Source organism: Streptomyces sp. NPDC097107 (assembly GCF_044762405.1).
Classification (GTDB): Bacteria; Actinomycetota; Actinomycetes; order Streptomycetales; family Streptomycetaceae; genus Streptomyces; species Streptomyces thinghirensis.
Window position 1 is genome coordinate 332044 of record NZ_JBIWEF010000009.1, and the last position, 25240, is coordinate 357283.

Sequence of the window (25240 nt, forward strand, 5' to 3'; positions counted from 1 at the left end):
CCCGTCAAGTTACTGAACCGTAATGAGCAGGGCGCTACCCGTGGTAACCCCAGGCCGGTTACGGTCCCGTCACCCCGCAGGAGCAGCGCGACCACGGCCCTCTCCCACCGGACCGCGGACGACCGGTTCCGGCCCTTCCCCCAGGAGGTTCGCCATGCCCCCACGCCCACGCACGCTCGCCGCGGCCGTCACGGTCGCGCTCGCCCTCGGTGCGCAGGCCGTCCCGGCCGCCGCTGCCGACGGATCGGCCACCGACGCGGTCACGGAGGTGTCCCGCGGCGTCGAGATACCCGCCTTCTACACCCCGCCGTCCACACTGCCCGGCGCCGACGGCGCGCTGGTGCGCAGCGAACCGCTGCGCCTCGCGCTGAGCCTGCCCAGCCTCGACGGCCCCCTTCCGGGGCGGGCGACCCGGCTGATGTACAAGTCCACCGACGCGAACGGCGAACCGGTCGCCGTGACCGGCGCCTACATCGAGCCGGCCGCGAAGTGGCGCGGCGGCGGACCGCGACCCCTGGTCGCCGTGGCACCCGGCACCATGGGCCAGGGCGACCAGTGCGCCGCATCGATGGCCCTGGAGCACCCGCTGCTGCTCAACGGCGAGACGGTGTCGGTGGGTTACGAGGACCTGTCGATCTACCGGCTGCTGCTGCGCGGTGTCGCGGTCGTCGTCACCGACTACGTCGGCCTCGGCACCACCGACCGGCTGCACACCTACGTCAACCGCGTCGACGGAGCCCACGCCGTACTGGACGCCGTACGCGCCGCACGCTCCCTCGACTCGGCGTCGGTCACCCCCGACTCACGGGTCGGCCTCTTCGGATACAGCCAGGGCGGCGGGGCCACGGCCGCCGCGGCCGAGCTCCAGCCGTCCTACGCCCCGGACGTGGAACTGGCGGGCACCTACGCCGGCGCTCCGCCCGCCGACCTGACCGAGGTGACCGCGGCCATCGACGGCGGCGACCTGGCGGGCGCGCTGGGCTGGTCGCTCAACGGCTTCCTGCAGACCGAGCCGGCCCTGCGGCCCATCGCCGACCGGTACATCAGCACGGCCGGCGAGGAGGCGCTCAAGGACCTGTCGACCATGTGCGTCGGCGACGCGCTGTTCGGGTACGGAGGCGACAGCAGCACCGGCTGGACGGAGACCGGGCAGTCGATCAGCGACATCATCCGGGCCGAACCGACGCTGCAGGCCTTCCTGGCCGAACAGCGCATCGGCTCGCTGAAACCCGGCAGTCCGGTGCGCGTGGCCACCGGCGTCAGCGACGACCTGGTCCCCCACGAGCAGTCCCGCCGACTGGCCGTCGACTGGTGCCGCAAGGGCGCGAAGGTCACCTACGACGCGGTCCTGCTGCCCGGCGTCGGCAGTGGCCTGCTCAACCACTTCGCCCCGCTGCTCGCCGACCAGGGCAAGGCCATCTCCTGGCTCACCGACCGCCTCTCGGGGAAGCCGGCCGGCTCCAACTGCTGGAGCATGCCCGTACAGCCCTGAGCCCTGACGGTCACCCACCGGGGCCCCGGCGGATGTCCGCCGGGCCCCGCCGTACGCCGACGGCGCCGGCGCCGGCGCCGTCACGGTGATCGTCGGGGAGTTCATCAACGCCTCGAAGGTCCTCTACAGCTTCTCCATGGAGCGCTCCGAGGTCCACTGACGCGCCCCCCGGCACGCGGCCCCGGCGGGCGAACCTCAGCGACGCGGCGCCCGACCCCACGGCGACCCCGGCGCAGACCAGGGCGCTGCCCACGGCCTGCGCGACACCGTAGGAGCCCGTGCCGACGAGCGGTGCCGTGCAGGCGGCGGCGACCGGGATCAGGCCGGAGAACAGCGTGGCGCGCTCCGCCCCGATCCGCCGCATGCCCATGTACCAGCACACGAACCCGACGACGGTGACCACCGCCGCCTGCCACAGGAGCGCGCCGGCCTCGACCGCGTCCGGCCGCCGCAGCCATCCGCCGCCGTCCGCCAGGACACCCGCCGACGCCGACTCGACGGCGGCCGCACCGCACACCACGGTGGACAGCAGGCGAGGGCCCAGGGGCCGCAGTACGGGCACCGCGAGGACGGCGAAACCGACCTCCCCCACCAGGGCGCACACGGAGAAGGCGATGCCCGCCCCGTCGGTGCGCCCCCACCCCTGGACCGTGAAGGCGCCCACGGCCACGAACAGCGCCCCGTACAGCACGACGCGCTGTGGCCGGCGCCCGTCCAGGAGGGGGACGAGGACGGCGACCACCACGGGCGCGCAGCCCACGAAGACGCCGGGGACCGCCGGTTCCGCCGTGCGTTCCGCGGCGAGGACGGCCAGGTTGAAGCCGACCATGCCGACGGCGGCGAGCAGCGCCAGGCGCAGCCACCGGCCGGCCCCGAGCGTGCGCAGCCGGGTCGTCACGCCGGGACCCGCGAGCGGGACGAGAAGCAGGAAGGCCAGGCCGTAGCGCAGGAACTGGCCGCCCGCGTACGGGTAGTCGCCGAGCAGGCTGTTGGCGGTGAAGGACCCTCCGACGAGGGCACAGGCGAACGCGGCGAGCAGGGCCCCGCGCGTGGTGGTGGCGTTCATGACCACGACGCTAGAAAGCACGGCGGTCCGTCACGGGGTCCACTCGACGGGCACCATCGGGGACCAATCGCCGTTGAGGGCCCTCACACGGGCATCACGGCTTCTCCATCACGTGCATGTCACAGGAATCCGGGGTAGTCGGAAGCTCCCGGTGCCAACACATCGGGAAAGCAAGGGATTTGACAGTCATGAACAGACATGTGAAGGGGCTTCCAGTGCGCACCAGCAAAGTGGCAACCGCTGTGGCGACCGCGAGCGTCTCGGTCGCCTTACTGGCCGGCTGCGGCGGCGATTCCGGTGGCGAGAGCAAGCCGTTCGAGGGGCAGAGCGCCGACGACATCGCCGCGAAGGCGGTCGAGGCCACGCGGCAGGCCAAGTCCATGCACGTGAAGGGCGACAACCGTCTGGAGGACGGCAGCACCGTCAGCATCGACGTCTCGGTCGACCAGGAGAAGAACTGCCAGGGCACCATCGGCACCGGAGAGTCCACGGCCGACGTGCGGCACACCGAGGCGAGCCTCTACCTGCGCGGCGACGAGCAGTACTGGCAGAACGCCCTGAAGCAGCAGCCCGACGCGGCGCGGAAGATGGCGCCCGAGCTCCAGGACAAGTGGGTGAAGATGCCGGCGAACGACGCCACGACCACCGGTGTCTGCGACAAGCAGGGCTTCATCTCCGCCATGGACGAGGACAAGTCCGAGCGCCAGGGCATGAAGCGCGGTGACACGACGGAGGTGGACGGCGAGGAGGCCCTGAAGCTCACGAAGAAGGGCTCGGCCGGGGAGACCCTCGCCCTGTACGTCGCCACGGAGGGCGAGCCGTACATTCTGAAGACCACGACCGAGGGCGGCAAGAACCCGGGCAGCGTCACCTTCAGCGACTACAACAAGCCGGTGAGCCCCGAACAGCCGCCGGCCGACCAGACAGTCGACCTGAAGGAACTGGCCGGCGAGCAGCAGGCCTGACCTACGGGGCGCCGCTCCCCGCCTCCCCGCGCTCCCGGTCCGAGGCCGGCCACACATAGGGCAGGTCGTCCGGGGTCCCGGGAAACAGCTCGGCGTACACCTCCGGCTCCTTGCGCACCAGCGCCGACCGGTGGCTGCGGTGGAAGGCGTCGTCCCCGAGCCAGGGCGGCAGTTCCCCGGCGTCCGCCAGCTCCGGCTGGTCCCGTACCGGCTCGTGCGGGCGGCTCGCGGCGAGCCCGGCGACGAGCGAGGCGGCGCAGCTGTCCTGGTGGCCCTGCTCGCGCCAGACCCGGCAGACCTCCAGGCCGTACCGGACCAGCGCCTCCTCGTAGCCCGTCCACATCCGCACCGCCGGATGCCGGCGCCAGCCGTAGCCGGGCACGGTCAGACCGCGCAGTACCTGGAGCGCCTCGACCCGCTGTTTGCCCAGTCGGCGGCGGTCCAGGGCCAGCGCCGACTCCCGGAAGCCGGGGTGGGGGAGGAAGGTCTGCATGCCGGTGCTGCTCCGTTCAGCCGGGGAACTGGCCGCGCTCGCGAAGGTGTCCGCGGCGCTCGGCGTAGGCGAGGTCGTCGCGCCACAGGCGGCCGGCGGCGGCGCGCATCAGCGGGCGCAGGGCCGGTGCCAGTCGCCTGGCCACGGGAAAGCCCGGCCGGTCCGAGGTGGCCAGCACCGCCTCGACGACCGCGGTGCGCGGTCGGCCGCCCCTGTCGGGACCCAGCGGCGTGGCATGGCTCTCCACGACGGATCCCGTGCCCTCGCCGTCCGTGATGCGCATGACGACGGTGCGGGGCTCCGGCGCGGTGAACTCGGCCCGTACCGGCACGACGAGCCGGCCGGTGAGCCGGAAGGACACGTCCACGACGAAGCGGTCGTCGTCCTCGCCCGCGACCGCGGTGTCGCCGGATCCCTCATCGGGCGTCTCGACGACGGTGAGATCCACGAAGGAGTACGGGTGGAACCAGGCACCGTGCCACGGGTCGAGCCGGTTGGCGACGACGTCCTCGGGTTCGCAGGCCCCGGTCCCGCGCCACACCGACGTCAGGGCCGTCGCCAGCGGTGGCCTGCCGGGCACGAAGGGCGCGACCGTCGGCGCCTCCTCCCCCACCGTGTCCAGCCGTACCCACACCAGTACGCCGTCGTCGTGCACGGGCAGCGGCTCCCAGCCGGCGAACGCCGCACCGTCCAGGGCGAGTCCGTGCCAGTGGCACACGAGCGTGCCGCACCGCACCGGGCTGTCGGCCAGCGGGGCGCCGAGGTGGGGACACGCGCCGGGTCCGCCCACCAGGCGCCCGCGCGCGTCGCGCCAGACGACGACCTCGACACCGGCGACCGTGCCGGACAGCGGGCTGGTGGCCCGTACCTCCGTACTCGCGCCGAGTACGTACCAGTTGCCCGAGGGTCGGGCCCGGGCTCGCCCGAGAGCCGCGGCGATGAGGCCGGGGCGGGCCTCGCGCCAGGTCGGGCGCTGCCTCTGCCAGGGGACGGGCCGGCGGCGCAGCCGTAGGGGAAAACGGCCCCGGCGGGGGCTGGGGTCGCGCCTCATCCGGCCTCCTTCACAGAGCAGGCGTCGTTCCGGCACGGCACCGGCGGCGCCCCGCGAGCGGCGCCGCCCCGCGCCCTCAGCCGGGCGGACAGCACTCGTACGAGCCCGTCGGCGGCCACGGTCGCGCGACGGCGGCGGCGCACCACCGCGCGCCGGTGCAGTACCGCGTACCCGCCGTCCGCGATGGCGTCGAGGATGCCGCGGTAGAGGACGTACGCGGTACGGACGCAGGGTCGCGAGACCGGGTCCAGCATCGCCAGCCCGGGTGCGGCCTCGCGGTAGACGGCGCGGGTGAGGTCGTCGGCGGCCCGCAGCGCGGCGGTGATGCGGGGGTCGTGGCGGCCGGTGCGCCTGCTCCACAGCAGCAGGTCCCGCTGCACGCCGTGCGCGGCCAGCAGGTCCGCCGGGAGGTAGATCCGCCCCCGGTCCAGGTCCTCGCCCACGTCCCGCAGGAAGTTGGTCAGCTGGAAGGCGACGCCCAGCGCGGCGGCGTGCGGCGCGGCCCGGGCGCGGGCGGTCACGGTGCCGAGCACGGGGAGCATCTGCAGGCCGATGACGGCGGCCGAGCCGTGCATGTAGGCGCGCAGGTCGTCGTAGGTGGCGTAGTCGCAGACCGTGAGGTCGCTGCGCATGGAGGCCATGAAGTCGGTGAAGTGCGCCGGGTCGATGGCGTACCGGGCGGCGGTGTCGGCGAGGGCGACCACCACGGGTTCGCCGGCGGGCCCGGTATCGGTCAGCGCCCGCCGCAGCTGCTCCTCGAGCCGGGTGAGGGTCGCCGCGCGTTCGGCGGTCGTCGCCCGGGCCCCCAGGTCGTCGACGATGTCGTCCGCCCACCGCGCGAATCCGTACAGGGCGTGCACGGCCGGCCTGCGGTCGGCGGGCAGGAGGCGGGTCGCCAGGAAGTAGGTGCGCCCGTGCCGGGCGTTGAGGAGCCGGCACCGGGTGTAGGCGGCGCGCAGGGCCGGGTCGGTGATGCCGGCGGCGTCCAGTTCACGGCGGGTCATCGGCGCCCGCCCTTCGTCGCCGTGCGTCGCGCCGGTGTGCCGGTGATGCGGGCGGCGGCCAGCTTCCCGGAGATCAGCACGGTCGGCACGCCCACCCCGGGGGTGGTGCCGCAGCCGGCGAGGACCGCGTTCTCCGTGCCGCGCACCAGGTTGCGGGGGCGGAAGGGACCCGTCTGGGCGAAGGTGTGGGCGACGGAGAACGGCGTGCCCGCGGCGTGCCCCTGGGCGGTCCAGTCGGCGGGTGTCACCAGGCATTCCTCCTCGATGGCGGCGGCGAGGCCGGTCAGTCCCCGGTGTTCCAGGGTGGTGAGCAGACGGTCTCGGTAGCGGGGCGCGAGATCGGTCCAGGCCCGGGCGTCCGGCCCGATGTCGGTGTTGGGGCAGGGCGCGAGGACGTAGTGGAGGTGACGTCCCTCTGGGGCCAGGGTGGGGTCCCCGGCGGTGGGCCGGGTGATCAGCAGCGACGGGTCGGTCATCAGGGTGCCGGTCCGGGTCAGTTCGTCGAAGGTCCGGCGCCAGGCGGCGCCGAAGGAGAGCGTGTGGTGGGCGAGGTGCGGCCAGGTACGGGTGGTGCCGGCGTGCAGGACGACGGCGGAGGGCGCGTGCCGCAGCCCGACCGGGCGGCGCGGGCGGCGGCCCAGCAGCCGGTGGACGACGGGCAGGTCGGGGGTGAGGACGACGGCGTCGCAGGGGATGCGTTCGTGAGCGGTGACGACGGCGGTGACCCGGTTTCCGGACCGTTCCAGGCGGGTGACGTCCTGTCCGAGGCGCAGGTCGGCGCCGGCGTCGGCGGCGGCGTCCGCCATGGCTCGGGGCAGGGCGTGCATGCCGCCGCGTGGGAAGTACACGCCGGCCACGGTGTCCATGTAGGCGATGACGGCGTAGGCGGCCAGCGCGCGGGCCGGTGCGACACCGGCGTACAGGGCCTGGAAGGAGAAGACCCGTTTCAGCCGCTCGTCCGTCAGGAAGCGTCCGATGCGCGCGTCCAGCCGGCCGAAGCCGCCGAGGGCGGCGAGTCTGGCCAGGTCGGGCGTGAGCAGGCCGAGCGGAGAGTCGAAGTTGGCGTCGATGAACCGGCGCATCTGCACCGCGTACAGCTGCCGGAGCCAGGCGCGCAGCCGCCGGTATCCGGCCGCCTCCCGCGCCCCGGCGAACCGCTCCACCTCCGCCTCCATGGCGGCGGCGTCGGTGTGGACGTCCAGGGTGCCGCCGTCGGCGAAGAACGCCCGGTAGGCGGGGTGCAGGGGCAGGAGTTCGACGCGGTCGGCAAGCCGGTCGCCGACGGCGGCGAACGCCTCGTCGGCCAGATCGGGCATCGTCAGTACGGTCGGGCCCGTGTCGAGACGGTAGCCGCCGAACTCACGCCGTCCGGCACGGCCGCCGGGCAGCGGGTCGCGTTCCACGACCGTCACCCGCCGCCCGGAGCCCAGCAGATGCAGGGCGGCCGACAGGCCCGCGAGCCCCGCACCCACGACCACGACGTGGTCGGTGCGGCCGGTCACCGTCCGCGTCATCGCGCGCCCTCCGCCGGGTGCGGCAGGTCCCCCGGCTGTTTCCGCCTGTCCTCCACCGTGCTGGGTCGCATCCCGGTCCTCTCGTCGTATGCCGCGGCGCCGAGCCGTGTCGGTACGTCGGCCGCCGAGACTGCTTCGGTCTGGCGGCGCGCGGTGGATGCGCCTTCCGGCGCCGGCCGCGGTCCGACGGGGTGACTCGGCACCATCCCTTCCCCCTTCTCCTCCGGTACGACGCCGCCCGAGCTCCTCCGCGCTCGGCAGTCACCCGCCCGGCGGGCATCCGTCGCGCTCGGTGGGTACCCGGCGCCAGGCATTTCAGCGCGCCGTGCGTCCGCGGACGGCACGGGGACGGAATACTCCGCCGGACCGAGCCGTCACACGCTCGTCGCACCGGCGGAAGGAGGTGGCACCGGAAGTGGCCGTGGTCGAGGCGGACATCGTCGTCGTCGGTGCCGGCGCGGCAGGTCTCTCCCTGGCGCACCGGCTCCCGGCTCACTCACCGCACGGCGCGGCGCCCTCCGTCGTCCTGATCGATCCGCCGCCCGGCCCGCTGCGGGCACCGCGACGCACCTGGTGCTTCTGGGAGGCGGGCCCGGGCCGCTTCGACCCGGCGACGACGGCGTCCTGGGAGTGGCTGCGGGTACGGAGCCGGGACGGGGCGGTCGCCCTGCGGCACATCGGGCCGGCCCGCTACAAGATGATCCGCTCGGACGACTTCGAGGCGCTGGTCGACCGTGACCTGAAGGAACGGGCCGGGCTTCGGCGTCTGGAGGCCACCGTCGGCACCGTGACCACCCTGCCGGACGGGACCGCCTGGGTGCCGGCCAGGGACGCCGCCGGGGCCGACGTCGGCCTGCGCGCCCGCTGGGTCTTCGACTCCCGCCCGCCCGGCCGCCCGCCGCCCGCCCGCACCCGCCTCCTCCAGCACTTCCGCGGCTGGTTCGTCCGCACCGAGCGGCCGGTCTTCGACCCGGCGGTGGTCGACCTGATGGACTTCCGCACCCGGCAGCCGGAGCGCGGCCTGTCCTTCGGCTACGTGCTCCCGACCGGGCGGCACACCGCGCTGGTCGAGTACACCGAGTTCGGCCCGGCGCCGCTGACGTCCGCCGCGTACGACAGCGCCCTGGAGGACTACACGCGCCGCGTCCTGCGGACCGGTGCCACGGAGGTCCTGTCGACGGAGCAGGGGGTGATCCCGATGACCGACGCCGTGTTCGAGCGGCGGGCGAAGGGCTCCGGCGCCGTCTTCCGGATCGGGATGGCGGGCGGGGCGACCCGCGCGTCCACCGGCTACACGTTCGCCGCCGTGCAGCGGCAGTCCGACGCCGTCGCCCGCGCCGTGCGCGCGGGCCGCCGCCCGGTACCGCCGCCCCCGCACCCGGTGCGCGCCCGGCTGATGGACGCGGTGCTGCTGCGCGCGCTGGACACCGGCCGGGTGGACGGCCCCGATCTCTTCTTCCGGCTGTTCGACCGCGTACCCGCCGGGCGGCTGCTGCGCTTCCTCGACGGACGGTCCCGGCTGTACGAGGACCTCGCGGTCGGGGTGCGCACCCCCGCCCTGCCGATGCTGCGCACGGCGGCCGAGCTGCCGTGGCTGCCGCGCCGCCACCCCTCCGTCCGTTGAGCGGGCCCCGCCCGAACGCGACCCGTCCGAACGCGACCCGTCCGAACGCAGCCCGTCCGAACGCAGCCCGTCCGAACGCAGCCCGTCCAAGCGCGACCCGTCCGAACACAGCCCGCCCGTATGCGGACTGTCCGAACACAGCCCGCCCGAACACAGCCCGTCCGAACGCGACCCGTCCGAACACAGCCCCTCCAAGCGCGACCCGTCCGAACACAACCCATCCATACGTGACGCGTCGCCACCCGTCCGTGAGCAGGACCCGCCCGTCGACAACACCCGCCTGCCGGCAACACCCGTCCGCGAGCACCACCCGTCCGTGAGCCACCTGCCCCGGGAGTCCCGATGCCGCCCTTGCTGCGCGACGCCGCGCTGACCACCGCCTTCGACCACGGCGCCGACCGCTACGACCGCCTGGTCGCGCTCAACCCGGGCTACCACGCCCAGTTGCGCCGCTCCGCCCGCCGGCTCGGCCTCGCGGACGGCGGCGCCGGACGCCGGGTGCTGGACCTGGGCTGCGGCACCGGCGCCTCGACGGCGGCGCTCGCCGCGGCCTTCCCCGCCGCTCAGATCGTCGGGGTGGACGCCTCGGCGGGCATGCTGGACCGGGCCCGGGCCAAGCGCTGGCCGTCGCGGGTGCGCTTCGTACACGCCCCGGCGGAGGAACTGCACCGGGGTGCGGTGCCCGGCCCCTTCGACGCGGTGCTCGCCGCCTACCTCTTCCGCAACCTCACCGACCCCGACGCCGTCCTGCGTACGGTGCACCGGCTGCTGGCTCCCGGGGGCAGGCTGGCGGTGCACGAGTACGCGCTCGGCGGGCGGCGCGTGGACCGTCTGGTGTGGACCGGGGTGTGCCGGGGCGTCGTACTGCCGCTGGGCACGGCCACGGGCGACCGGGACCTCTACCGGCACCTGTGGCGCAGCGTCGTGGAGTTCGACACCGCGCCGGCGTTCGGGGCGCGGCTGTGCCGGGCCGGATTCGAACGGGTCCGGGTCCTCCCGTTGCCCGGCTGGCAGACGGGCGTCACCCACACCTTCCTCGGCCGCCGGGCCGGCGCGGAGACGGACGGCGCGCCGACGGACGGTGCCGAGGCTCACGGCGCGGAGGCAGGCGGTGCGCGGACGGGCCCGGTCGGGACGGGCCGGGTGCGGACTGGCGGCCCGCAGGCCGGAGGTACCTCGTGATCCGGGGCGGCGGGGTGCGGCCGCCGGGGCGGGATCGCCGCGCCTCGGCCGTCCATCCCCGGGCAGGGCGGAGCCGGGTGGCCGGTGATCCGCCGTCCGTGGCGGTGATCGGCGGCGGCATCGCGGGCCTGGCGGCGGCGACCGTCCTGGCCGAACGGGGGGTACGGGTCGTACTCCACGAGCGCGAGGCCGTGCTCGGCGGCCGGGTCGCCGGCTGGCCGGCCGACCTGCCCGACGGCAGCCCCGCCACGATGAGCCGGGGCTTCCACGCCTTCTTCCGCCAGTACTACAACCTGCGGGGCCTGCTGCGCCGTTCCGACCCCGCGCTGGGGATGCTGACCGGGCTGCCGGACTATCCGCTGTGGCACAGCAGCGGGCTGCGCGACGGTTTCCGCCGGGTACCGCGCACTCCGCCGTTCAGCGCCCTCGGTTTCGTCGCCCTGAGCCCCAGCTTCGGGCTGCGCGACCTGCCGGCCATGCGGCCCGCCGCGGCCCTGCCGCTCCTCGACGTCCGTACCCGCCGCGTCCACGAACAACTGGACGACATCAGCGCCCACGACTTCCTCGACGCCGTGGGCTTTCCCGCGGCCGCGCGGCATCTTGCCTTCGAGGTGTTCTCCCGCAGCTTCTTCGCGGACCCGCGGGAGCTGTCGGCCGCGGAGATGGCGCTGATGTTCCACATCTACTTCCTCGGCTCCAGCGAGGGCCTGTTGTTCGACGTCCCCCGCGAGCCGTTCCCGCGGGCGCTGTGGGATCCGCTCGCGGAGCAACTGACGCGGCACGGGGCCGAGGTGCGGACGAGCACGTCCGTCGAGGCGGTCCGGCCCGGTCCGTCCGGCGGCCACCTGGTGGTCGACTCCGCCGGTTCCCGGCCGTACGACGCCGTCGTGCTCGCTCTGGACACCGGCGGTCTGAAGGGGGTGGTGGGCCGTTCACCGCAGCTCGGTGACGACGGCTGGCGCCGGCGGGTGGCGCGGCTGCGGACCGCTCCGCCGTTCCTGGTCTCCCGGCTGTGGCTGGACCGTCCGGTCGCGTCCGGCCGGCCCGGTTTCCTCGGCACCAGCGGATACGGCTCGCTGGACAACGTCAGTGTGCTGTCCCAGTGGGAGGGCGAGGCGGGCCGCTGGGCCGCGCGCACCGGAGGCTCGGTCGTCGAACTCCACGCCTACGCGCTGCCCTCGACGGCGGTCCGGAAGGTCGAGGAGAAGCGCCTCGTCGGCCAGTTGCACCAGGTGTACCCGGAGACCCGCGAGGCCCGGATCGTGGCCGCACGGCACGAGTGGCGGGCGGACTGCCCGCTGTTCACCGTCGGCGGCTACCGCGACCGTCCGACGGTCCGCACGCCCGACCCGGCCGTCGTCGTCGCCGGGGATCTGGTCCGTACGGATCTGCCCGTGGCCCTGATGGAACGCGCCGCCACCTCCGGGTTCCTCGCGGCCAACGCCCTGCTGGAGCGGTGGGGCGTACGGGGGGAGACGCTGTGGACGGTGCCTGACCGGGGACGGTCGGCACTGCTGCGTGCCGTGGCGCGACGGTTCGGGCCGCGCTGACCTGCGCCGGGCCCGCTACGCCCCGCTTTCCTCCACCGCGCGGTCGGCCCGCCCGCCCGCGCCGAGCGGACCGGTGGGGGTCATGGCGCCCTCGGCCTCCAGCCGGGGCAGCTCACGGCGGGACAGCCGCAGAACCAGCGGCGGCAGGGTCGTGCGCCCCACCTGTGCCAGACGCACCCAGCCGGGCACGTACACGGCCGTGCGACGGCGCTCCACGGCGCGTACCAGCCGGTCGGCGGCGTAGTCCGCCGGGAAGGTGCGGCGGGCCGGAGCCGGCATGTGTGCCCGCAACTCGCGCAGGACGGCGTATCGGTCGGCGTCGCGGATCATGTCGGTGTCGAGCCAGTTGAGGTAGGCGATGCCCACGGCGACCCCGTGGTGGGCCACCTCGGCGCGCAGTGAGTGGATGAAGGCCTCCACGCCCGCCTTGGAGGCGCAGTAGGCGCTCATCATGGGCGCGGCGCCGAGCGAGGCCAGCGAGGCGATCTGCAGATGGTATCCGGCGGTGCGGAGCAGGTCCGGCAGGAAGGCGCGGGCCGTGTGGGCGCTGCCGGTCAGGTTCACGTCGACGACGCGGCGCCACTCGGCCGGGTCCGACGTGGCGAACGGGCCGCCTTCCGCGATGCCCGCGTTCGCCACCACGACCGACGGCGGGCCCAGGCGCCCGCGGACCTCATCGGCCGCGTCGTCCAGCGCGGCGGGGTCGGTGACGTCGGCCTCGACCGCCAGCGCCGGAGTCGGCAGGTCCGCCGCCACGGCGTCCAGCAGCGACTTCTCGTGGCCGAGCAGCGCGATCCGGGCGCCTCGGCGGGCGCACGCGTGTGCCAGGGCGGCGCCCAGTCCGCGCGCGGCGCCGGTCACCACGACGGTGCGATTCCGGAGGGGGCTGTCTGTCACCGGTCGGCCCTTTCTCGGGGAAGACGTGGACGGTCGGACGCGGCCGGTCGCAGGGGCCCGGCCGCACGCGGCCGACCGCATGTGCCCGGCGGACGCGGTAGGTCGCACACGGCCGGGAGCACGCGGCCGGTCATGGCTTGTCGCCGGTGCGGTCGCGTCGGGTGAGGGTGCGCTGTAGCCGCGCCAGGCCGGCGAACCGGTGCTGACGCAGCGCGGCGCGCGCGGCGTTGGCGCCCGGCGCCCCGTGCACCCCGCCGCCCGGATGGGCGGCCGCGGAGGCGAGGAAGAGGCCGGTCACCGGGGTCTCCGGCCGCCCGGTGCCGGGCACGGGCCGGAAGACGAGTTGCTGGTGCATGGCCGTGGTGCCGCCGTTGATGGCGCCGCCCTCCAGGTTGGCGTTCATGTTCTGGAGTGTCGGCGGGGCCAGTACGCGCCGGGCCCGGATCAGTGACCGGAAGCCGGGCGCGAAGCGTTCCACCTGACGTTCGACGCGGTCGGCCATGAGTTCCTGCTCCTCGGTGTCCCAGCTGCCGGTGATGCCCTCGTCGCCCGCGTCGGCCCGGATGTCGTGGGGGACGTGGGTGTAGGCCCAGGCGGACTCCGTGCCGCGCGGTGAACGGGACGGGTCCGTGGTCGTCATCTGGCCGAACAGCGTGAAGGGGCGGTCGGGGACCTGCCGCATGGCGATCTGGGCGGCGAACCGGGTCAGCTCGTCGAGACCGTCGGCCAGATGCACGGTCCCGGCCGTGGCCGCGTCCTCGCACCGCCAGGGCACGGGGCCGTCCAGCGCCCAGTCCACCTTGAAGGTGGCGAAGTCCCACTGGAAGCGCCGCAGATCGGCGAGGACTTGGTCCGGCAGGTCCTCGGGGGCGACGAGATCGCCGTAGAGGGCGGGCACGGACACGTCCGCGAGGACGGCGCGCCGGGCGGCGACCGTCTCCCCGCCGGCCGTGCGGACGCCCACCGCGCGCCGGTCACGCACCAGGACGTGCTCGACGCGTCGCCCACAGTGCAGGGTGCCGCCCCGGGCGCGCAATCGGTGGACCAGGGCCGCGGTGAGGGCGCCGGAGCCGCCGACCGGGACGGGAAAGCCGTAGGTCTGTCCGAGCATGGACATCAGCCAGCCGTACCCGCCGCTCCCGGCGGCCTCCGGCGCGAGGTCGGCGTGCAGGGCGTTGCCGGCCAGGAGCAGTTTGCCGCCCTCGCCGCGGAACTCCTCCTCGCCCATGCGCCGTACCGGCAGCACCAGGGTGCGCGCCAGTCGCAGTCCGCCCCCGCCGCGCAGCCGCAGGGCCAGCCGGGCGCCGGCCCGGACCGGGGGGAAGGGGGTGAAGAGGGCGTCCAGGATGTCGGCCCGGTACCGGTCCCACACCTCGTGCAGGCGCTCCCAGGCGGCGCCGTCCCCGGACGCGAAGGCGTCGAGGGAGGCGGCGGTGGTGCCCACGTCGCGGTCGAGGACGGCACACGTGCCGTCGGTCAGGGGGTGGGCCAGCACGTGGGGGGCGTGCGCCCAGCGCAGCCCGTGGTCCTGCAACCGCAGTCCGGCGAGGACCGGGGAAGCGGCGGCGAGCGGGTAGAAGGAGCTGAACAGGTCGTTGACGAAGCCCGGGGCGACCTCGCTGTCGTGGCGCACCGCCCCGCCCGGTTCGGGCTGCTCCTCCAGGACCTCCACGCTCCAGCCGGCGTCCAGCAGCAGGTTCGCCGCCACCAGCCCGTTGGGGCCGGCCCCGATCACGACGGCGTCAGGCACGGCCGGCTCCGGGTCCGAAGTCCACGGTCCCGGTCGATTCCGCCGGGTCCGGCCGGCACTGTTCCCCGGCCTCGGACTCGCACAGCTTCGCGAGCCGGGCGAGCATCGCACGGTGCCGCACCTGGATCAGCGCCTCGACACCCACGTTGTGCAGCAGGCCGCCGGGGCCGCGCAGCGGGTGTTCGTCCACGATCACCAGGCACTGCTCGCCCCAGGGGCGCAGCTCGATGGCGATCCGGGCCGTGCCGAGCCTGCCCGCCTTCGCCTCCAGCTCCAGCACGGAGCCCTCCACACAGTGCCGGACCACCGACTCGTTGTTCAGCCGCACCGGCCCGAGCCGCACCTCGTAGGCGATCGTCGCGCCGACCCGCGGCCACTGTCCGGTCTTGGGGATGACCTCCGACGGGCCCACCACCCACTCCACGTACCGGTCGCCGTCCGCGAGGACGTCCCACACCGCCGCCGGACCCGCCTGGATCAACCGATGCCGAACCGCCACGCCCGCCTCCCACATCCAGAAGCCGTCACTGCAAGGACGCAGCACTGAGTGCCCCGTCCGGGACCGGCCAACCAGGACAGGCCCGCCCACCCCTCCCCGCGGACTCCGGCCGCCCGGCGGACAGGCTCTCCGGAAAGCCCCTGCATTGGCATGGACCTGACGTCGCACCCTGGCTAAGCTCGGAACCAACCCGGTGAGAGCGCTCTCAGACTGCGGTTGTTCCACCCCCACCTCGCTGGAACGACGAAGGGCAACCCCGTGAGACGCAGCAGACTCAGGCACCTCGGCCTGGCCACCCTCCTCGTGCTCGGCAGCCTGACGGCGGTCGGCACGCTGCCCGCCTCGGCGGCCGGCTCCCCCACCTACTCCGCCAAGGACCCGGCCGCTTCCGCCGGCCTCCTGGACGCCATGCAGCGGGACTTCGGCCTCACCCGGGCCGAGGCCGAGGACCGGATCGCGGCCGAACGCCGCGCCACCGACCTCGCACCCACGGCACGCAGGGCCGCCGGGGACGCCTTCGGCGGCTCCTGGTTCGACGCCGGTCGCGGGCGGCTGACCGTGGCCGTCACCTCGGAGGCGTCCCCCGCGACGGTACGGGCCGTCGGCGCCACCGGTGCGCACGTCCGCACCGTCGAACACAGCGCACGGCAGCTCGACGCCGCCAAGACGCGCATCGACCGCCTGGACGCGCCCGCCGGCGTCAGCAGCTGGCACGTCGATCCGGCCGCCAACGCGGTGGTCGTCGACGTGGTCGCGGACAAGCGGGCCGACAACGATGTCCAGCGCTTCGTGACCCGGGCCCGCGAGGCCGGACCGGTCGCGGTGCGCACGGTGGCGTCGGCCCCGCAGACCTTCGCGGCGGGTACGGTCGGCGGCGACCCGTACTACACCGGCAACGTCCGCTGCTCCATCGGCTTCTCGGTGCACGGCGGGTTCGTCACCGCCGGGCACTGCGGCGGCGTGGGAGGGGCGGTCCGCGGCTGGGACGGCTCGCACATCGGGACGTTCCGGGGCTCGTCGTTCCCCGGCAACGACTACGCCTGGGTCAGTGTGGGCAGCGGCTGGTGGACGGTACCGGTCGTGCTCGGCTGGGGAACGGTCTCCGACCAGCTGGTGCGCGGCTCGAACGAGGCACCCGTCGGCGCCTCGATCTGCCGCTCCGGCTCCACCACCCACTGGCACTGCGGCACCGTGCTGGCCAAGAACGAGACGGTCAACTACAGCCAGGGCGCGGTACACCAGATGACGAAGACCAGCGTCTGCGCCGAGGGCGGCGACTCGGGCGGCTCCTTCATCAGCGGCGACCAGGCGCAGGGCGTGACCTCGGGCGGCTGGGGCAACTGCTCCAGCGGCGGGGAGACCTGGTTCCAGCCCGTCAACGAGATCCTGAACCGCTATGGGCTGACCCTGCACACGGCCTGACCCCGAGACGGCGGGGAGGACGTCGCCGGGTGGCCGGCGAGGCCCTCCCCCGACCGTCGGTCGCGCGCCGTCAGAAGTCGCCCGGCCCGGCGCCCGGCTCCGGTGCGTCGGGTCCGGCCGCCGTGGTCAGTCGGCGGTAGGCGGCCCGGGCATGGACCAGGCGGGCCAGTGCCGTGCCGACGAGAGCCGCGACGAGCAGACAGCCCAGCCAGACCGCGTCCCGCCGGCCGGCCCACGTCAGCGTGCCGGCGGGCGGGATGGCGAAGCCGTTGAGGGACAGCCAGCAGAGGACGGCGGTCCCGGGGGCGGCCGTGAACCGGGCGCAGAGCCCGAGCAGGGCCGCCAGCAGGGAGAGCACGACGAGCGCGAGTCCGGGGCGGCCCGAGCCCACGGTGCCGTTGAGGAGGGCCACCAGGGCGAGGGCTCCGCCGAAGGCCCCCGCCCACACAAGCGGAGCCGCGACCGGCCGGGGAACGGGCCTGGCACCGCTGCCCAGGGGCACCCACTCGATCATGCTGACGACTCCTTCCGGTCCCGGACGGCTCCAACCACGCCGTCGGACACCGACCCTGCGGGCAGATTGTCCCACCGGGGTGCCCGGTGACGTACCGGCCGGGGTGGTGACCGGGGTTCACCGGGCACCGCCGCGACCATTACCCGCGTGCCCGGCCCCGCGATGCCCCTCGTACCGGCCGTCGTCCGAACCGCCGGGCTACTGCCCTGCCCGCCGGACCGAGCGGGACGCCGACCGGGCCGCGGCGCACCCGGACGGGCGGGCGCCCCGGCCTGGGGCGCGCCCACGGCAGTACGCCACGATGACCACCGGCCGCCTCGGCACTCGGGCGCGGACGGCACACCCGGAACGGACCACGCGCCAACGCCCGCAGGCGGGCGGGACGGGGCTTCCCCGCAACGTGCCCCGGCCCCCGGAAAGGCCCCCGGGGCGGCGTCGCTCCACGGTCACACGCCGGGCCGGGGCCGCGCCATCGGGGACGGCACCCATGGCGTCCGGGCGTCGGCACTCAGCACCGGCCCGGGACGCGCGCCGCCCGGCGGCCGAGGAGACTTCCCCGCCGTGCGGCTGACGGGGGCGCGCCGCGGCCGACTCGGGGATCCCGGCCGCGGCACGCCCCGCCGCCCCGGTGCGGGAGGAATGCGCACCGGGGCATGTTCTGCGGCTTCCCCGGGTCGGCGCCGCGACACTGCGCCGGACGAGTGATGGTCGCCGCCGGTCAACCGGCGCGGTGCCCCGACCCTTTCGGCTGACAGCCGCCGCTCGGCGGGCATGGCCTGTCGGCATGGCCGCCACCGGGCTGCTGGACGCCGACCACGCAGCGCAGCAGGGTGGTCTTGCCGCAGCCGCTCGGGCCCAGCAGGCCGACGATGCGGCCACGGGGGATGGTGAAACCGACGTTGCGCAGCACCGGTTGGGTACCCCGGGTCACCTGCATCCCGTAGGCGGCGACGGCCGGAAAGTCACCCGGAGGCGTTGCGCTGTGCTCGGTGGTGTGCTGCACGGCTCCACTGCGTTTCGCGGATCGGGGCCTCGGCGGGCGGCCTCGACGCGGCCACCGGGGTGGCGTGGAGTGGAATGGTCCGGGTCAGGATTCGCGGCGGGTCATCGCCCAGGCGATGTCGTGCAGTTGGCGGTAGGCGTCAGAGGCCGGCCGGGCCTGCGAGAGGGACCGCAGCGCGGCCGTCACCTGGCGGCGGGCCTCCTCCTCGGCCGCCTGCCGTCCGCCGGCCCGTTCCACGAGGTGACGCGCCAGGTCGATGCCGGCCTCGTCCAGTGGGTGCGGTGCGCGGTACAACTCGCGCAGCCGCTCGGCCTCCTCGCCCGGAGCCGCGAGGGCCGCCGCCACCGGCAGCGACTTCTTGCGCGCGGCGAGGTCCGAGCCGACCGGCTTGCCGCTGCGCGCGGTACGGCCCCAGATGCCGAGGATGTCATCCGTGCACTGGAATGCCACGCCGAGTCGCCGGCCGAACTCCCGCAGCCCGCCGACCCGGACGTCGTCCGCGCCGGCCAGCACGCCGCCCAGCGCGCAGGCGCAGCCGATCAGGGCGCCCGTCTTGCCGGCGGCCATGTCCAGGTAGTCCGCGACCGACACCTCGTGGGCCTTCTCGAACGCGACGTCGTTGCTCTGCCCCTCCACCAGTTCCAGGAGGGCGCCCACGAGTTCCTGCACGGCTGCCCCGGCCCGTCCCGGCGGGGCCTGGGCCAGGGCGCGCAGCGCCGCGACCAGCAGCGCGTCTCCGGTCAGTACGGCGGCCGGGGTCCCGAACAACGACCAGGCGGCGGGCCGGTGGCGGCGCAGCGCGTCGCCGTCGATGACGTCGTCGTGCAGCAGGGTGAAGTCGTGCACCAGCTCGACCGCCACGGCGCCGGGCACCGCGGCCGCCGGGCTTCCTCCGACGGCCACCGCCGACAGCAGGGTGAGTGCCGGGCGCACCGCCTTGCCGCCGCCGGACTCGGCCGCGCGGGGTGCGCCGTCGGCCTCGCACCAGCCCCGGTGGTACCGGGCCACCAGGCTCTCCGCGGCCGGCAGCGACTCGACCGCGGCCCGCAGGGCGGGCGAGAGCACGTCGTCGACCCAGTCCAGACGCGGAAAGGCACCTACCGGGGCCGAGTCGGCCATCTGCGACACGTACTGCTCCTCACGTTGGCAGGACACGTTGGCGGAAAGCGGAAGCCGACGGCACTCGCACCGCGCCGGGCCGGCCGCACCGCCAGTCAATCGGCTGCCGCACCGCGGGCAGGGTCCGCGGCGCCCCACCCGGTGAAAGATCACCGGAGCAGCCCAGGTCTATGACCACGCACCCAGCCGACCATCACGCCGACCGCCCGCCACGGCTCCCGTCGACCGCCCGACGCAGTCCGCGGTGTTACGCGATCCGCAGTCCGCCCCGCCGCGGGATGCGACGGGGCGGACGGTTGCGGACGGTCCGTCAGCACGGCGTGACTGCCATCAACTTCTCGAAGGAAGCCATGCAGTCTGGGCAGTGACGTGCCCGTTCACCGTCGGATGCCTCGATACGTTCGCGGAGCCGCTGTCCGCACAGGGTGGCCGCGGCCTGTTTGGCCATCACGTGCCACACCAACGCTCCGCCCGCCTTCTCCGGGCCCACGCACATTTCGTACATGATCGGCCTCCCAGCCTGGACGCCGCTGACACTCTCCAGGAGACACCGGATCGGCCGTCACCAGTACTGTGCGGGGGCCATTCGGGTGACGGCCGCTTCGCCCCTCCGAGGTGACGACGCACCCGGACGGATAGAAACGATCAGCCAACCGGCCCTACATGGGTGGTCGCGTGACGTGGCGTCGACGCAGGCTGCCGCGGGTCGGCTGCTCTGGTCGGATGGCGACACAGACCGAACCGATCGCGCCGGTCCCGGCGGCGGAACACCGCGGCAGGGGGCGGGTGGTCGTCTCCTGGCTGACCACGACCGACCACAAGCGGATCGGCCACCTGTATCTCATCACGTCGTTCGCGTTCTTCCTGATCGCCGGGGTGCTGGCGATGCTGGTCCGGATGGAGTTGGCCCGGCCGGGTCTGCAACTGCTCTCCAACGAGCAGTACAACCAGGCGTTCACGATGCACGGCACGATCATGCTGCTGCTGTTCGCCACCCCGACCTTCGCCGGATTCGCCAACGCCGTCATGCCGTTGCAGATCGGTGCGCCCGACGTGGCCTTCCCTCGGCTGAACATGCTCGCCTACTGGCTGTTCCTCTTCGGCGGCCTGATCGTGCTCGGCGGCTTCCTCACCCCACAGGGCGCCGCGGACTTCGGCTGGACCGCGTACACACCGCTCAGCGGGCCGGTCCGGTCCCCCTACCTCGGCGGTGATCTGTGGATCATGGGGCTGGCGCTGTCCGGGTTCGGCACCATCCTGGGGTCGGTCAACTTCATCACCACGATCATCTGCATGCGCGCACCCGGCCTGACGATCTTCCGTATGCCGATCTTCGTCTGGAACGTGCTGCTGACCTCGGTCCTGGTGTTGCTGGCCTTCCCGGTGCTGGCCGCGGCGCTGCTGGTGCTGGAGGCGGACCGGCACTTCGGTGCGCACGTGTTCGACGCCGAGAACGGCGGGGCGATCCTGTGGCAGCACCTGTTCTGGTTCTTCGGCCATCCCGAGGTGTACATCCTCGCGCTGCCGTTCTTCGGGGTGATCACCGAGATCATCCCGGTCTTCGCCCGTAAGCCGATCTTCGGTTACATGGGCCTGGTGGGTGCCACCATCGCCATCGCCGGGCTGTCGGCCACCGTCTGGGCGCACCACATGTTCGCCACCGGTGCCGTACTGCTGCCGTTCTTCTCCTTCCTGACGTACCTCATCGCCGTCCCCACCGGGGTGAAGTTCTTCAACTGGATCGGCACGATGTGGAGGGGGTCCCTGTCCTTCGAGCCGCCGATGCTGTGGGCGGCCGGCTTCCTGGTGACTTTCCTCTTCGGGGGCCTGACCGGAGTGATCCTCGGCTCACCGCCGCTGGACTGGCACGTCACCGACTCGTACTTCGTCGTGGCGCACTTCCACTACGTCCTGTTCGGCACGATCGTGTTCGCGATGTTCGGCGGATTCAGCTTCTGGTGGCCGAAGATGACGGGCCGCATGCTCGACCACCGGCTGGAGAAGGTGCACTTCTGGACGCTGTTCGTGGGCTTCCACACCACGTTCCTGGTGCAGCACTGGCTCGGCGTCGAGGGCATGCCGCGCAGGTACGCCGACTATCTGGCCGTCGACGGATTCACGGCCCTCAACACCCTCTCCTCGATCGGCGCGTTCCTGCTGGGTCTGTCCACGCTGCCGTTCCTGTACAACGTGTGGTGGACCGCCAAGTACGGCCCGCCGATCGAGGTCGACGATCCCTGGGGCTACGGGCGCTCGCTGGAGTGGGCCACGTCCTGTCCTCCGCCCCGCCACAACTTCCGCGAACTGCCGCGCGTGCGCTCCGAGTCGCCGGCCTTCGACCTGCACCACCCAGGCCTCACCCGGCTCGACCAGGCGGAGCAGACCGGGCGGCGCGACGCGGTGGAGCCGGGTGAGGGACACAAGGGCGGCGACCGTACGTCCTGACGCGGGGCAGGGCACGCCTACGCCGGTGACGACGAAGCCGCTGCGCGGACGGGTCGGGACGCGGCGCAGGGGGATGCGCAGGTCCTGCTCGGGGACCGTGTACTCCAGGCGCGCCAGCCGCACCGCAAGGGCCTCCAGCAGGCCCACGGTGACGCGCTCGCCGGGGCAGCGGTGACCGGTGGCCGGGTCGCCGCCGCCCTGCGGGATCAGCTCGTCGGGGTCGGCGGGCCGCTCCAGGAACCGCTCCGGCCTGAAGGTGCAGGGGTCGCCCCAGAGCTTCTCGTCGTGGTTCTGGCCGTAGACGTCGAGCAGCAGCGTCCCGCCGGCGGGACGGACTCGCCGTGCCAGGTCAGCTCCTTGACCGTCCGGCCGCCGAGGAACGGGGCGAACGGGTAGAAACGGCGAACCTCGTGCGCGAACGCGGTGGCGAACGCGCCGTCACCTGCGCGCAGCCGCTCCCGATGGGCCGCCCACCGGTGCAGGGCGTGGGCGGCGCCCTGCCCGAACAGCGCCTCTGCCGGCACGGTCAGCGTGCCGTCCTCGGCCCGGACGGCGGGCCGCCCGCCGTGACCTGGGGGGTGCCGTTTGGATCGTGCCGGGGTCGCGGGGCCTGGCACGCACATCTGCGGCGTTGTCGTCGGTTGCCAGGGCTCCGCCCTGCCCTCCTCCGCCTTGCAGCCGCACGCACCAGACCCCGCTCGGGTCAGTCGCAACGCACCGCTGCCCGGAGTCGGCCTGATCCAAACGGCACCCCCTAGCGGGCGGCGACCGCCGCGACCGTTCAGTTCAGTTTGCCGACGGCCGTGACCGTGGTGGTCTTGAAGTCGGCCACCTGGGCGTGCGCGAAGGTGCCCATCTGCCCCCACTGCACGACGGTCACGGTCCTGCCGTCCCGGCCCACCGAGAACAGGCCGATGTCTGAGGCGCCCCACTCGGCGACCGTGTGGACGCCGTAGACGTGGGCGCCCTCCTCCACGTTCAGCCGGCCGTAGTACTTCTGCGTGGCGGTGATGTCGGGGTACTGCTCCATCACCTTCCGCGCGCAGTCGGCGAGGTTCCTGCGCAGCAGGGCGGCGAACTCCCGGGCCTGCCGCGGGCCGCGCTCCACGACCGTGGCCTGAAGGGCGCCGGTGTCGTACTCGGTCCAGTACCGGCGGTGGGAGGCGGTGGACGGCAGCGCTTCGCCGACGCACATGGGCAGCGGATCCGGCTGTCCGGCGGTGACCGGCCCGGCGTACCAGTCGGAGGTGGGATGCGGCGGCAGTTCGGCCGGCTCCAGGAAGGCGGGCGGATCGGTCTGCGGCGTCGCCGCGGTCGCCGGGACCGCGGTCACGGCGACCGCGGCACCGGCCGCCAGCGCGGTCACGGCGGCGCGGGCCCCTCGGTTACGGACGTGCATGTGTCCCCCATGTCGGTTCGTCGGTATCGGTCGTCCTTTCCCCGTACGACCCGTACGACCCGACATGAGGGCGAAGGGTTGCCCTTGTCCCTGCTACGAATTCACCCGGCCGCGTTGTCGGTGCGCAGCCGCACCTGCTCCTCCAGACGGCGCAGGCTGCTGTCGAGGGCGTCGGCCACCGTCTGCTCCCCGGGGTCGTGGCCCTCGTCGAAGAACGACAGGTGCACCGTCACCTCGCTGGCCCCGCTGTCGAGTCCGGCGACCTGCAGCCAGCCGGCGTAGCTGCCCTGGTCGCGGGTGCCCCATTCGAGCCGCATCTGCTCGGGCCGGGCGCTCAGCAGCGCGGAGGTGTCCTGGTCGGTGCGGTCCTCGTGCACGGTGACCGCGGGCGGGTCCTCGGGCTCCACGTGCAGGTCCCGGGGCAGCCAGGTGTCCAGCTGCCCGACGTTCGCGGCCTGGCCGAAGACCTGCTCGGGATGGGCGGGCATGGTGCGGGAACGCTCGTACTCGGTCATGCGGCACCACTCCTTCGCGCTCGGTGTCGTACGACGTGACGCGTGCCCTGTCTGTCCCGACCGAAGCGCTTCGGCGGTGATCCGCTCGACGGGCGGGGCGGGGCGCCCGGTGTCAGACTGCTGCGCAGTGTGCCCCGCCACGACGGGTTTCTCGACGAGGGGAGACGAGGTGCCGACTCCAGAGGCGTGCGATGCGCTGCTGCAGGAGTTCCTCGCCGATCCGGCCCATCTGACCCTGGACCTGGCCGGCGCGGTGGCCCGGTGCACGAAGGCGCTGGATATCCAGCACGCGGTGGTCTACCTCGCCGACCTGCAGCAACGGCACCTCGTACCGCAGACCGACGTGGCGTCGGCCATCCCCGTCGACGGCTCTCTCGCGGGTTGGGCCTACCGCACCCAGGCGCTGCGTGTGGAGGAGTCGGACACGGGCGGCGTCATCGCGTGGCTGCCCCTGGTGGACGGTGCCGAGCGGCTCGGCGTGCTGGCGGTGCACTCGTCGGCGCTCACCTCCGCCACCCTGACCCGGGGCCGGACGCTGGCCTCGCTGCTGGCCATGATGATCACCTCGAAGCGGGCCTTCGAGGACTCCTTCGTCACGCACACCCGTACCCAGCCGATGGACCTCCCCTCGGAGATGCTCCGCGCGTTTCTGCCGCCGCGCACCATCGGCAACGCGCACGTCGTGTCGACGGCCGTCCTCGAACCGGCCTACCAACTCGGCGGGGACGCCTTCGACCACTCGCTCACCCGGACGACCCTGCACGTCTCGGTCATCGACTCCATGGGGCACGACCTGGCTTCCGGGCTGACCAGCGCGGTGGCGCTGGCCGCCTGCCGCAACGCCCGGCGCAACGGCGCCGACCTGCCCACGCTCGTGGAGTGCGTCGACGACGCGCTGGCCCGCTGGCTGCCGGAGCAGTACTGCACCGCGGTCCTCGCCCAGTTGGAGTTCGCGACCGGCCTGCTGCGCTGGAGCAACTGCGGGCATCCGGCGCCTCTCCTGATCCGGGGCGAGCAGTTGATCGTCGACGCCCTTGAGCGGGAGGCCGATACGCCGATGGGCGCTCCGGCCCTCCTGTCCGCCGAGCCGCGCCAGACGCACGAGATGAGGCTCGAGCCCGGCGACCGGGTGCTGATGTACACCGACGGGGTCACGGAGGCGCGCACCCGGGAGGAGAAGCTGTTCGGGCTCGAACGGTTCGCGGACTACGTCATCCGGGCCACGGCGGGCGGCGAGCTGGCGCCCGAGTCGCTGCGGCGCCTGATCCACTCGATCCTCGACTCGCAGACCGGCGGGCGGCTGCGCGACGACGCGACGATCCTGATGTTCGAATGGCGGCCGCCGGCCCGCTGACGCCGGCACGGTCCCCGACAGGTCAGACCGGGTGCCCTCGGGCACGGAGCCAGTCGTGCACGGTGTCCTTGTCCGACGGGGTGATGCGGACGGGTCCTTCCACGTAGGGCCCCTCGTCCTCGGTGAAACCGGTGTCCGTGATCCTCGCGGTGACCCAGGTGGCCAGGTCCTGGGCGGCCCGCTCGGGCAGGGCGCCCCGTTCCCAGCCGGTGCGGGCCTCGTGGGCCGCGGCACGGTCGTGCTGCTCGGTCTCCGCCAGCCACGCGGCCACCAGCCGTTCCACCGTCCGGCGGTCCTCGGGTCCGGTCCGCTGCTTGTCGTTCATGCCGCCCGAGTGCCCGGATTCCTCCCGGCACCTCATCTCCGGGACGGGTTCGTGTCG

At 73.9% G+C, this 25240-nt stretch carries 22 protein-coding genes and 1 pseudogene; 8 read left to right on the forward strand and 15 right to left on the reverse strand.

The window, feature by feature from the left end:
- The first annotated feature begins 154 nt into the window (after positions 1-154).
- Positions 155-1492, forward strand: a complete 1338-nt coding sequence (locus tag ACIQ1J_RS23375) for a lipase family protein (protein ID WP_403559554.1) — start codon at positions 155-157, stop codon at positions 1490-1492.
- 10 nt (positions 1493-1502) lie between these two features.
- Here ACIQ1J_RS23375 and ACIQ1J_RS23380 read toward each other — a convergent pair whose 3' ends face one another.
- Positions 1503-2558, reverse strand: a complete 1056-nt coding sequence (locus ACIQ1J_RS23380; RefSeq protein ID WP_403559557.1) for a DMT family transporter — start codon at positions 2556-2558, stop codon at positions 1503-1505.
- A 215-nt stretch (positions 2559-2773) separates the two neighbouring features.
- Between ACIQ1J_RS23380 and ACIQ1J_RS23385 the strand changes: the two genes are divergently transcribed.
- Complete coding sequence (locus ACIQ1J_RS23385; protein WP_403559560.1) at positions 2774-3523, forward strand: hypothetical protein; 750 nt, start codon at positions 2774-2776, stop codon at positions 3521-3523.
- A gap of 1 nt (position 3524) precedes the next feature.
- On the opposite strand, the gene ACIQ1J_RS23390 is transcribed toward ACIQ1J_RS23385, so the two are convergent.
- Genes ACIQ1J_RS23390 through crtI form a run of 4 tightly spaced genes read right to left on the reverse strand, consistent with a single transcriptional unit; the run spans position 3525 to position 7585 of the window.
- Positions 3525-4016: an MSMEG_6728 family protein gene (locus ACIQ1J_RS23390; RefSeq protein ID WP_403559563.1), complete on the reverse strand. Its 492-nt coding sequence runs from the start codon at positions 4014-4016 to the stop codon at positions 3525-3527.
- Between the two features lie 16 nt (positions 4017-4032).
- Positions 4033-5067: a DUF5914 domain-containing protein gene (locus ACIQ1J_RS23395; protein WP_403559565.1), complete on the reverse strand. Its 1035-nt coding sequence runs from the start codon at positions 5065-5067 to the stop codon at positions 4033-4035.
- Positions 5064-6071 (reverse strand): phytoene/squalene synthase family protein, encoded by a 1008-nt coding sequence (locus tag ACIQ1J_RS23400; protein WP_403559568.1) that lies wholly within the window; start codon positions 6069-6071, stop codon positions 5064-5066. The genes ACIQ1J_RS23395 and ACIQ1J_RS23400 overlap by 4 nt, the downstream gene beginning before the upstream one ends.
- The gene (crtI, locus tag ACIQ1J_RS23405) at positions 6068-7585 is read right to left on the reverse strand and encodes a phytoene desaturase family protein (RefSeq protein ID WP_403559571.1); all 1518 of its coding nucleotides are present in this window, start codon (positions 7583-7585) and stop codon (positions 6068-6070) included. The genes ACIQ1J_RS23400 and crtI overlap by 4 nt, the downstream gene beginning before the upstream one ends.
- A gap of 421 nt (positions 7586-8006) precedes the next feature.
- Between crtI and ACIQ1J_RS23410 the strand changes: the two genes are divergently transcribed.
- The 3 genes from ACIQ1J_RS23410 to ACIQ1J_RS23420 all read left to right on the forward strand — a co-directional run bounded on the left by ACIQ1J_RS23410 (position 8007) and on the right by ACIQ1J_RS23420 (position 11941).
- A complete protein-coding gene (locus ACIQ1J_RS23410; protein WP_403559711.1) occupies positions 8007-9209 on the forward strand; it encodes a lycopene cyclase family protein in 1203 nt (400 codons plus the stop codon).
- 342 nt (positions 9210-9551) lie between these two features.
- Positions 9552-10391, forward strand: coding sequence for a methyltransferase domain-containing protein (locus ACIQ1J_RS23415; protein WP_403559574.1), 840 nt, complete (start codon positions 9552-9554; stop codon positions 10389-10391).
- Complete coding sequence (locus ACIQ1J_RS23420; RefSeq protein ID WP_403559577.1) at positions 10388-11941, forward strand: FAD-dependent oxidoreductase; 1554 nt, start codon at positions 10388-10390, stop codon at positions 11939-11941. Before ACIQ1J_RS23415 ends, ACIQ1J_RS23420 begins: the two co-directional genes overlap by 4 nt.
- A 15-nt stretch (positions 11942-11956) precedes the next feature.
- Here the strand turns inward: ACIQ1J_RS23420 and ACIQ1J_RS23425 are convergent, their stop codons facing one another.
- The 3 genes from ACIQ1J_RS23425 to ACIQ1J_RS23435 all read right to left on the reverse strand — a co-directional run bounded on the left by ACIQ1J_RS23425 (position 11957) and on the right by ACIQ1J_RS23435 (position 15087).
- Complete coding sequence (locus ACIQ1J_RS23425; protein WP_403559580.1) at positions 11957-12838, reverse strand: SDR family oxidoreductase; 882 nt, start codon at positions 12836-12838, stop codon at positions 11957-11959.
- 130 nt (positions 12839-12968) lie between these two features.
- Positions 12969-14588, reverse strand: coding sequence for a phytoene desaturase family protein (locus ACIQ1J_RS23430; RefSeq protein ID WP_403559583.1), 1620 nt, complete (start codon positions 14586-14588; stop codon positions 12969-12971).
- Complete coding sequence (locus ACIQ1J_RS23435) at positions 14581-15087, reverse strand: SRPBCC family protein (protein WP_403559585.1); 507 nt, start codon at positions 15085-15087, stop codon at positions 14581-14583. The genes ACIQ1J_RS23430 and ACIQ1J_RS23435 overlap by 8 nt, the downstream gene beginning before the upstream one ends.
- Before the next feature lie 258 nt (positions 15088-15345).
- On the opposite strand from ACIQ1J_RS23435, the gene ACIQ1J_RS23440 reads away from it, so the two are divergent.
- Entirely contained in the window at positions 15346-16509 is a 1164-nt protein-coding gene (locus ACIQ1J_RS23440; protein ID WP_403559588.1) for an alpha-lytic protease prodomain-containing protein, read from the forward strand.
- Between the two features lie 70 nt (positions 16510-16579).
- On the opposite strand, the gene ACIQ1J_RS23445 is transcribed toward ACIQ1J_RS23440, so the two are convergent.
- The 3 genes from ACIQ1J_RS23445 to ACIQ1J_RS23455 form a co-directional block, all read right to left on the reverse strand.
- A complete protein-coding gene (locus ACIQ1J_RS23445) occupies positions 16580-17023 on the reverse strand; it encodes a hypothetical protein (RefSeq protein WP_403559590.1) in 444 nt (147 codons plus the stop codon).
- Between the two features lie 718 nt (positions 17024-17741).
- A complete protein-coding gene (locus ACIQ1J_RS23450; protein WP_403559593.1) occupies positions 17742-18026 on the reverse strand; it encodes an ATP-binding cassette domain-containing protein in 285 nt (94 codons plus the stop codon).
- A gap of 84 nt (positions 18027-18110) precedes the next feature.
- The gene (locus ACIQ1J_RS23455) at positions 18111-19145 is read right to left on the reverse strand and encodes a polyprenyl synthetase family protein (RefSeq protein ID WP_403559714.1); all 1035 of its coding nucleotides are present in this window, start codon (positions 19143-19145) and stop codon (positions 18111-18113) included.
- Between the two features lie 723 nt (positions 19146-19868).
- Here ACIQ1J_RS23455 and ctaD point away from each other — a divergent pair.
- Entirely contained in the window at positions 19869-21590 is a 1722-nt protein-coding gene (ctaD, locus tag ACIQ1J_RS23460) for a cytochrome c oxidase subunit I (RefSeq protein ID WP_403559595.1), read from the forward strand.
- Between the two features lie 9 nt (positions 21591-21599).
- Here ctaD and ACIQ1J_RS23465 read toward each other — a convergent pair.
- The 3 genes and pseudogenes from ACIQ1J_RS23465 to ACIQ1J_RS23475 all read right to left on the reverse strand — a co-directional run.
- Positions 21600-22090: pseudogene (locus ACIQ1J_RS23465) on the reverse strand (cytochrome P450); the annotation flags it as partial.
- 281 nt (positions 22091-22371) lie between these two features.
- On the reverse strand, positions 22372-22989 hold the full coding sequence (locus ACIQ1J_RS23470) for a hypothetical protein (protein ID WP_403559598.1): 618 nt from the start codon (positions 22987-22989) through the stop codon (positions 22372-22374).
- 101 nt (positions 22990-23090) lie between these two features.
- Complete coding sequence (locus tag ACIQ1J_RS23475; protein ID WP_210961202.1) at positions 23091-23504, reverse strand: SRPBCC family protein; 414 nt, start codon at positions 23502-23504, stop codon at positions 23091-23093.
- 169 nt (positions 23505-23673) lie between these two features.
- On the opposite strand from ACIQ1J_RS23475, the gene ACIQ1J_RS23480 reads away from it, so the two are divergent.
- Positions 23674-24858, forward strand: coding sequence for a PP2C family protein-serine/threonine phosphatase (locus ACIQ1J_RS23480; protein WP_403559601.1), 1185 nt, complete (start codon positions 23674-23676; stop codon positions 24856-24858).
- Positions 24859-24880: 22 nt separating this feature from the next.
- On the opposite strand, the gene ACIQ1J_RS23485 is transcribed toward ACIQ1J_RS23480, so the two are convergent.
- Complete coding sequence (locus ACIQ1J_RS23485; protein ID WP_403559604.1) at positions 24881-25183, reverse strand: hypothetical protein; 303 nt, start codon at positions 25181-25183, stop codon at positions 24881-24883.
- Between the last annotated feature and the right edge of the window lie 57 nt (positions 25184-25240).

Excerpts from the sequence above, each read along its gene's own strand:
- ACIQ1J_RS23375 (WP_403559554.1), top strand. The coding sequence starts at position 155 with ATGCCCCCACGCCCACGCACGCTCGCCGCGGCCGTCACGGTCGCGCTC.
- ACIQ1J_RS23380 (WP_403559557.1), bottom strand. The coding sequence starts at position 2,558 with ATGAACGCCACCACCACGCGCGGGGCCCTGCTCGCCGCGTTCGCCTGT.
- ACIQ1J_RS23390 (WP_403559563.1), bottom strand. The coding sequence starts at position 4,016 with ATGCAGACCTTCCTCCCCCACCCCGGCTTCCGGGAGTCGGCGCTGGCC.
- ACIQ1J_RS23395 (WP_403559565.1), bottom strand. The coding sequence starts at position 5,067 with ATGAGGCGCGACCCCAGCCCCCGCCGGGGCCGTTTTCCCCTACGGCTG.
- ACIQ1J_RS23400 (WP_403559568.1), bottom strand. The coding sequence starts at position 6,071 with ATGACCCGCCGTGAACTGGACGCCGCCGGCATCACCGACCCGGCCCTG.
- crtI (WP_403559571.1), bottom strand. The coding sequence starts at position 7,585 with ATGACGCGGACGGTGACCGGCCGCACCGACCACGTCGTGGTCGTGGGT.
- ACIQ1J_RS23415 (WP_403559574.1), top strand. The coding sequence starts at position 9,552 with ATGCCGCCCTTGCTGCGCGACGCCGCGCTGACCACCGCCTTCGACCAC.
- ACIQ1J_RS23445 (WP_403559590.1), bottom strand. The coding sequence starts at position 17,023 with ATGATCGAGTGGGTGCCCCTGGGCAGCGGTGCCAGGCCCGTTCCCCGG.
- ACIQ1J_RS23455 (WP_403559714.1), bottom strand. The coding sequence starts at position 19,145 with ATGGCCGACTCGGCCCCGGTAGGTGCCTTTCCGCGTCTGGACTGGGTC.
- ctaD (WP_403559595.1), top strand. The coding sequence starts at position 19,869 with ATGGCGACACAGACCGAACCGATCGCGCCGGTCCCGGCGGCGGAACAC.
- ACIQ1J_RS23470 (WP_403559598.1), bottom strand. The coding sequence starts at position 22,989 with ATGCACGTCCGTAACCGAGGGGCCCGCGCCGCCGTGACCGCGCTGGCG.
- ACIQ1J_RS23475 (WP_210961202.1), bottom strand. The coding sequence starts at position 23,504 with ATGACCGAGTACGAGCGTTCCCGCACCATGCCCGCCCATCCCGAGCAG.
- ACIQ1J_RS23485 (WP_403559604.1), bottom strand. The coding sequence starts at position 25,183 with ATGAACGACAAGCAGCGGACCGGACCCGAGGACCGCCGGACGGTGGAA.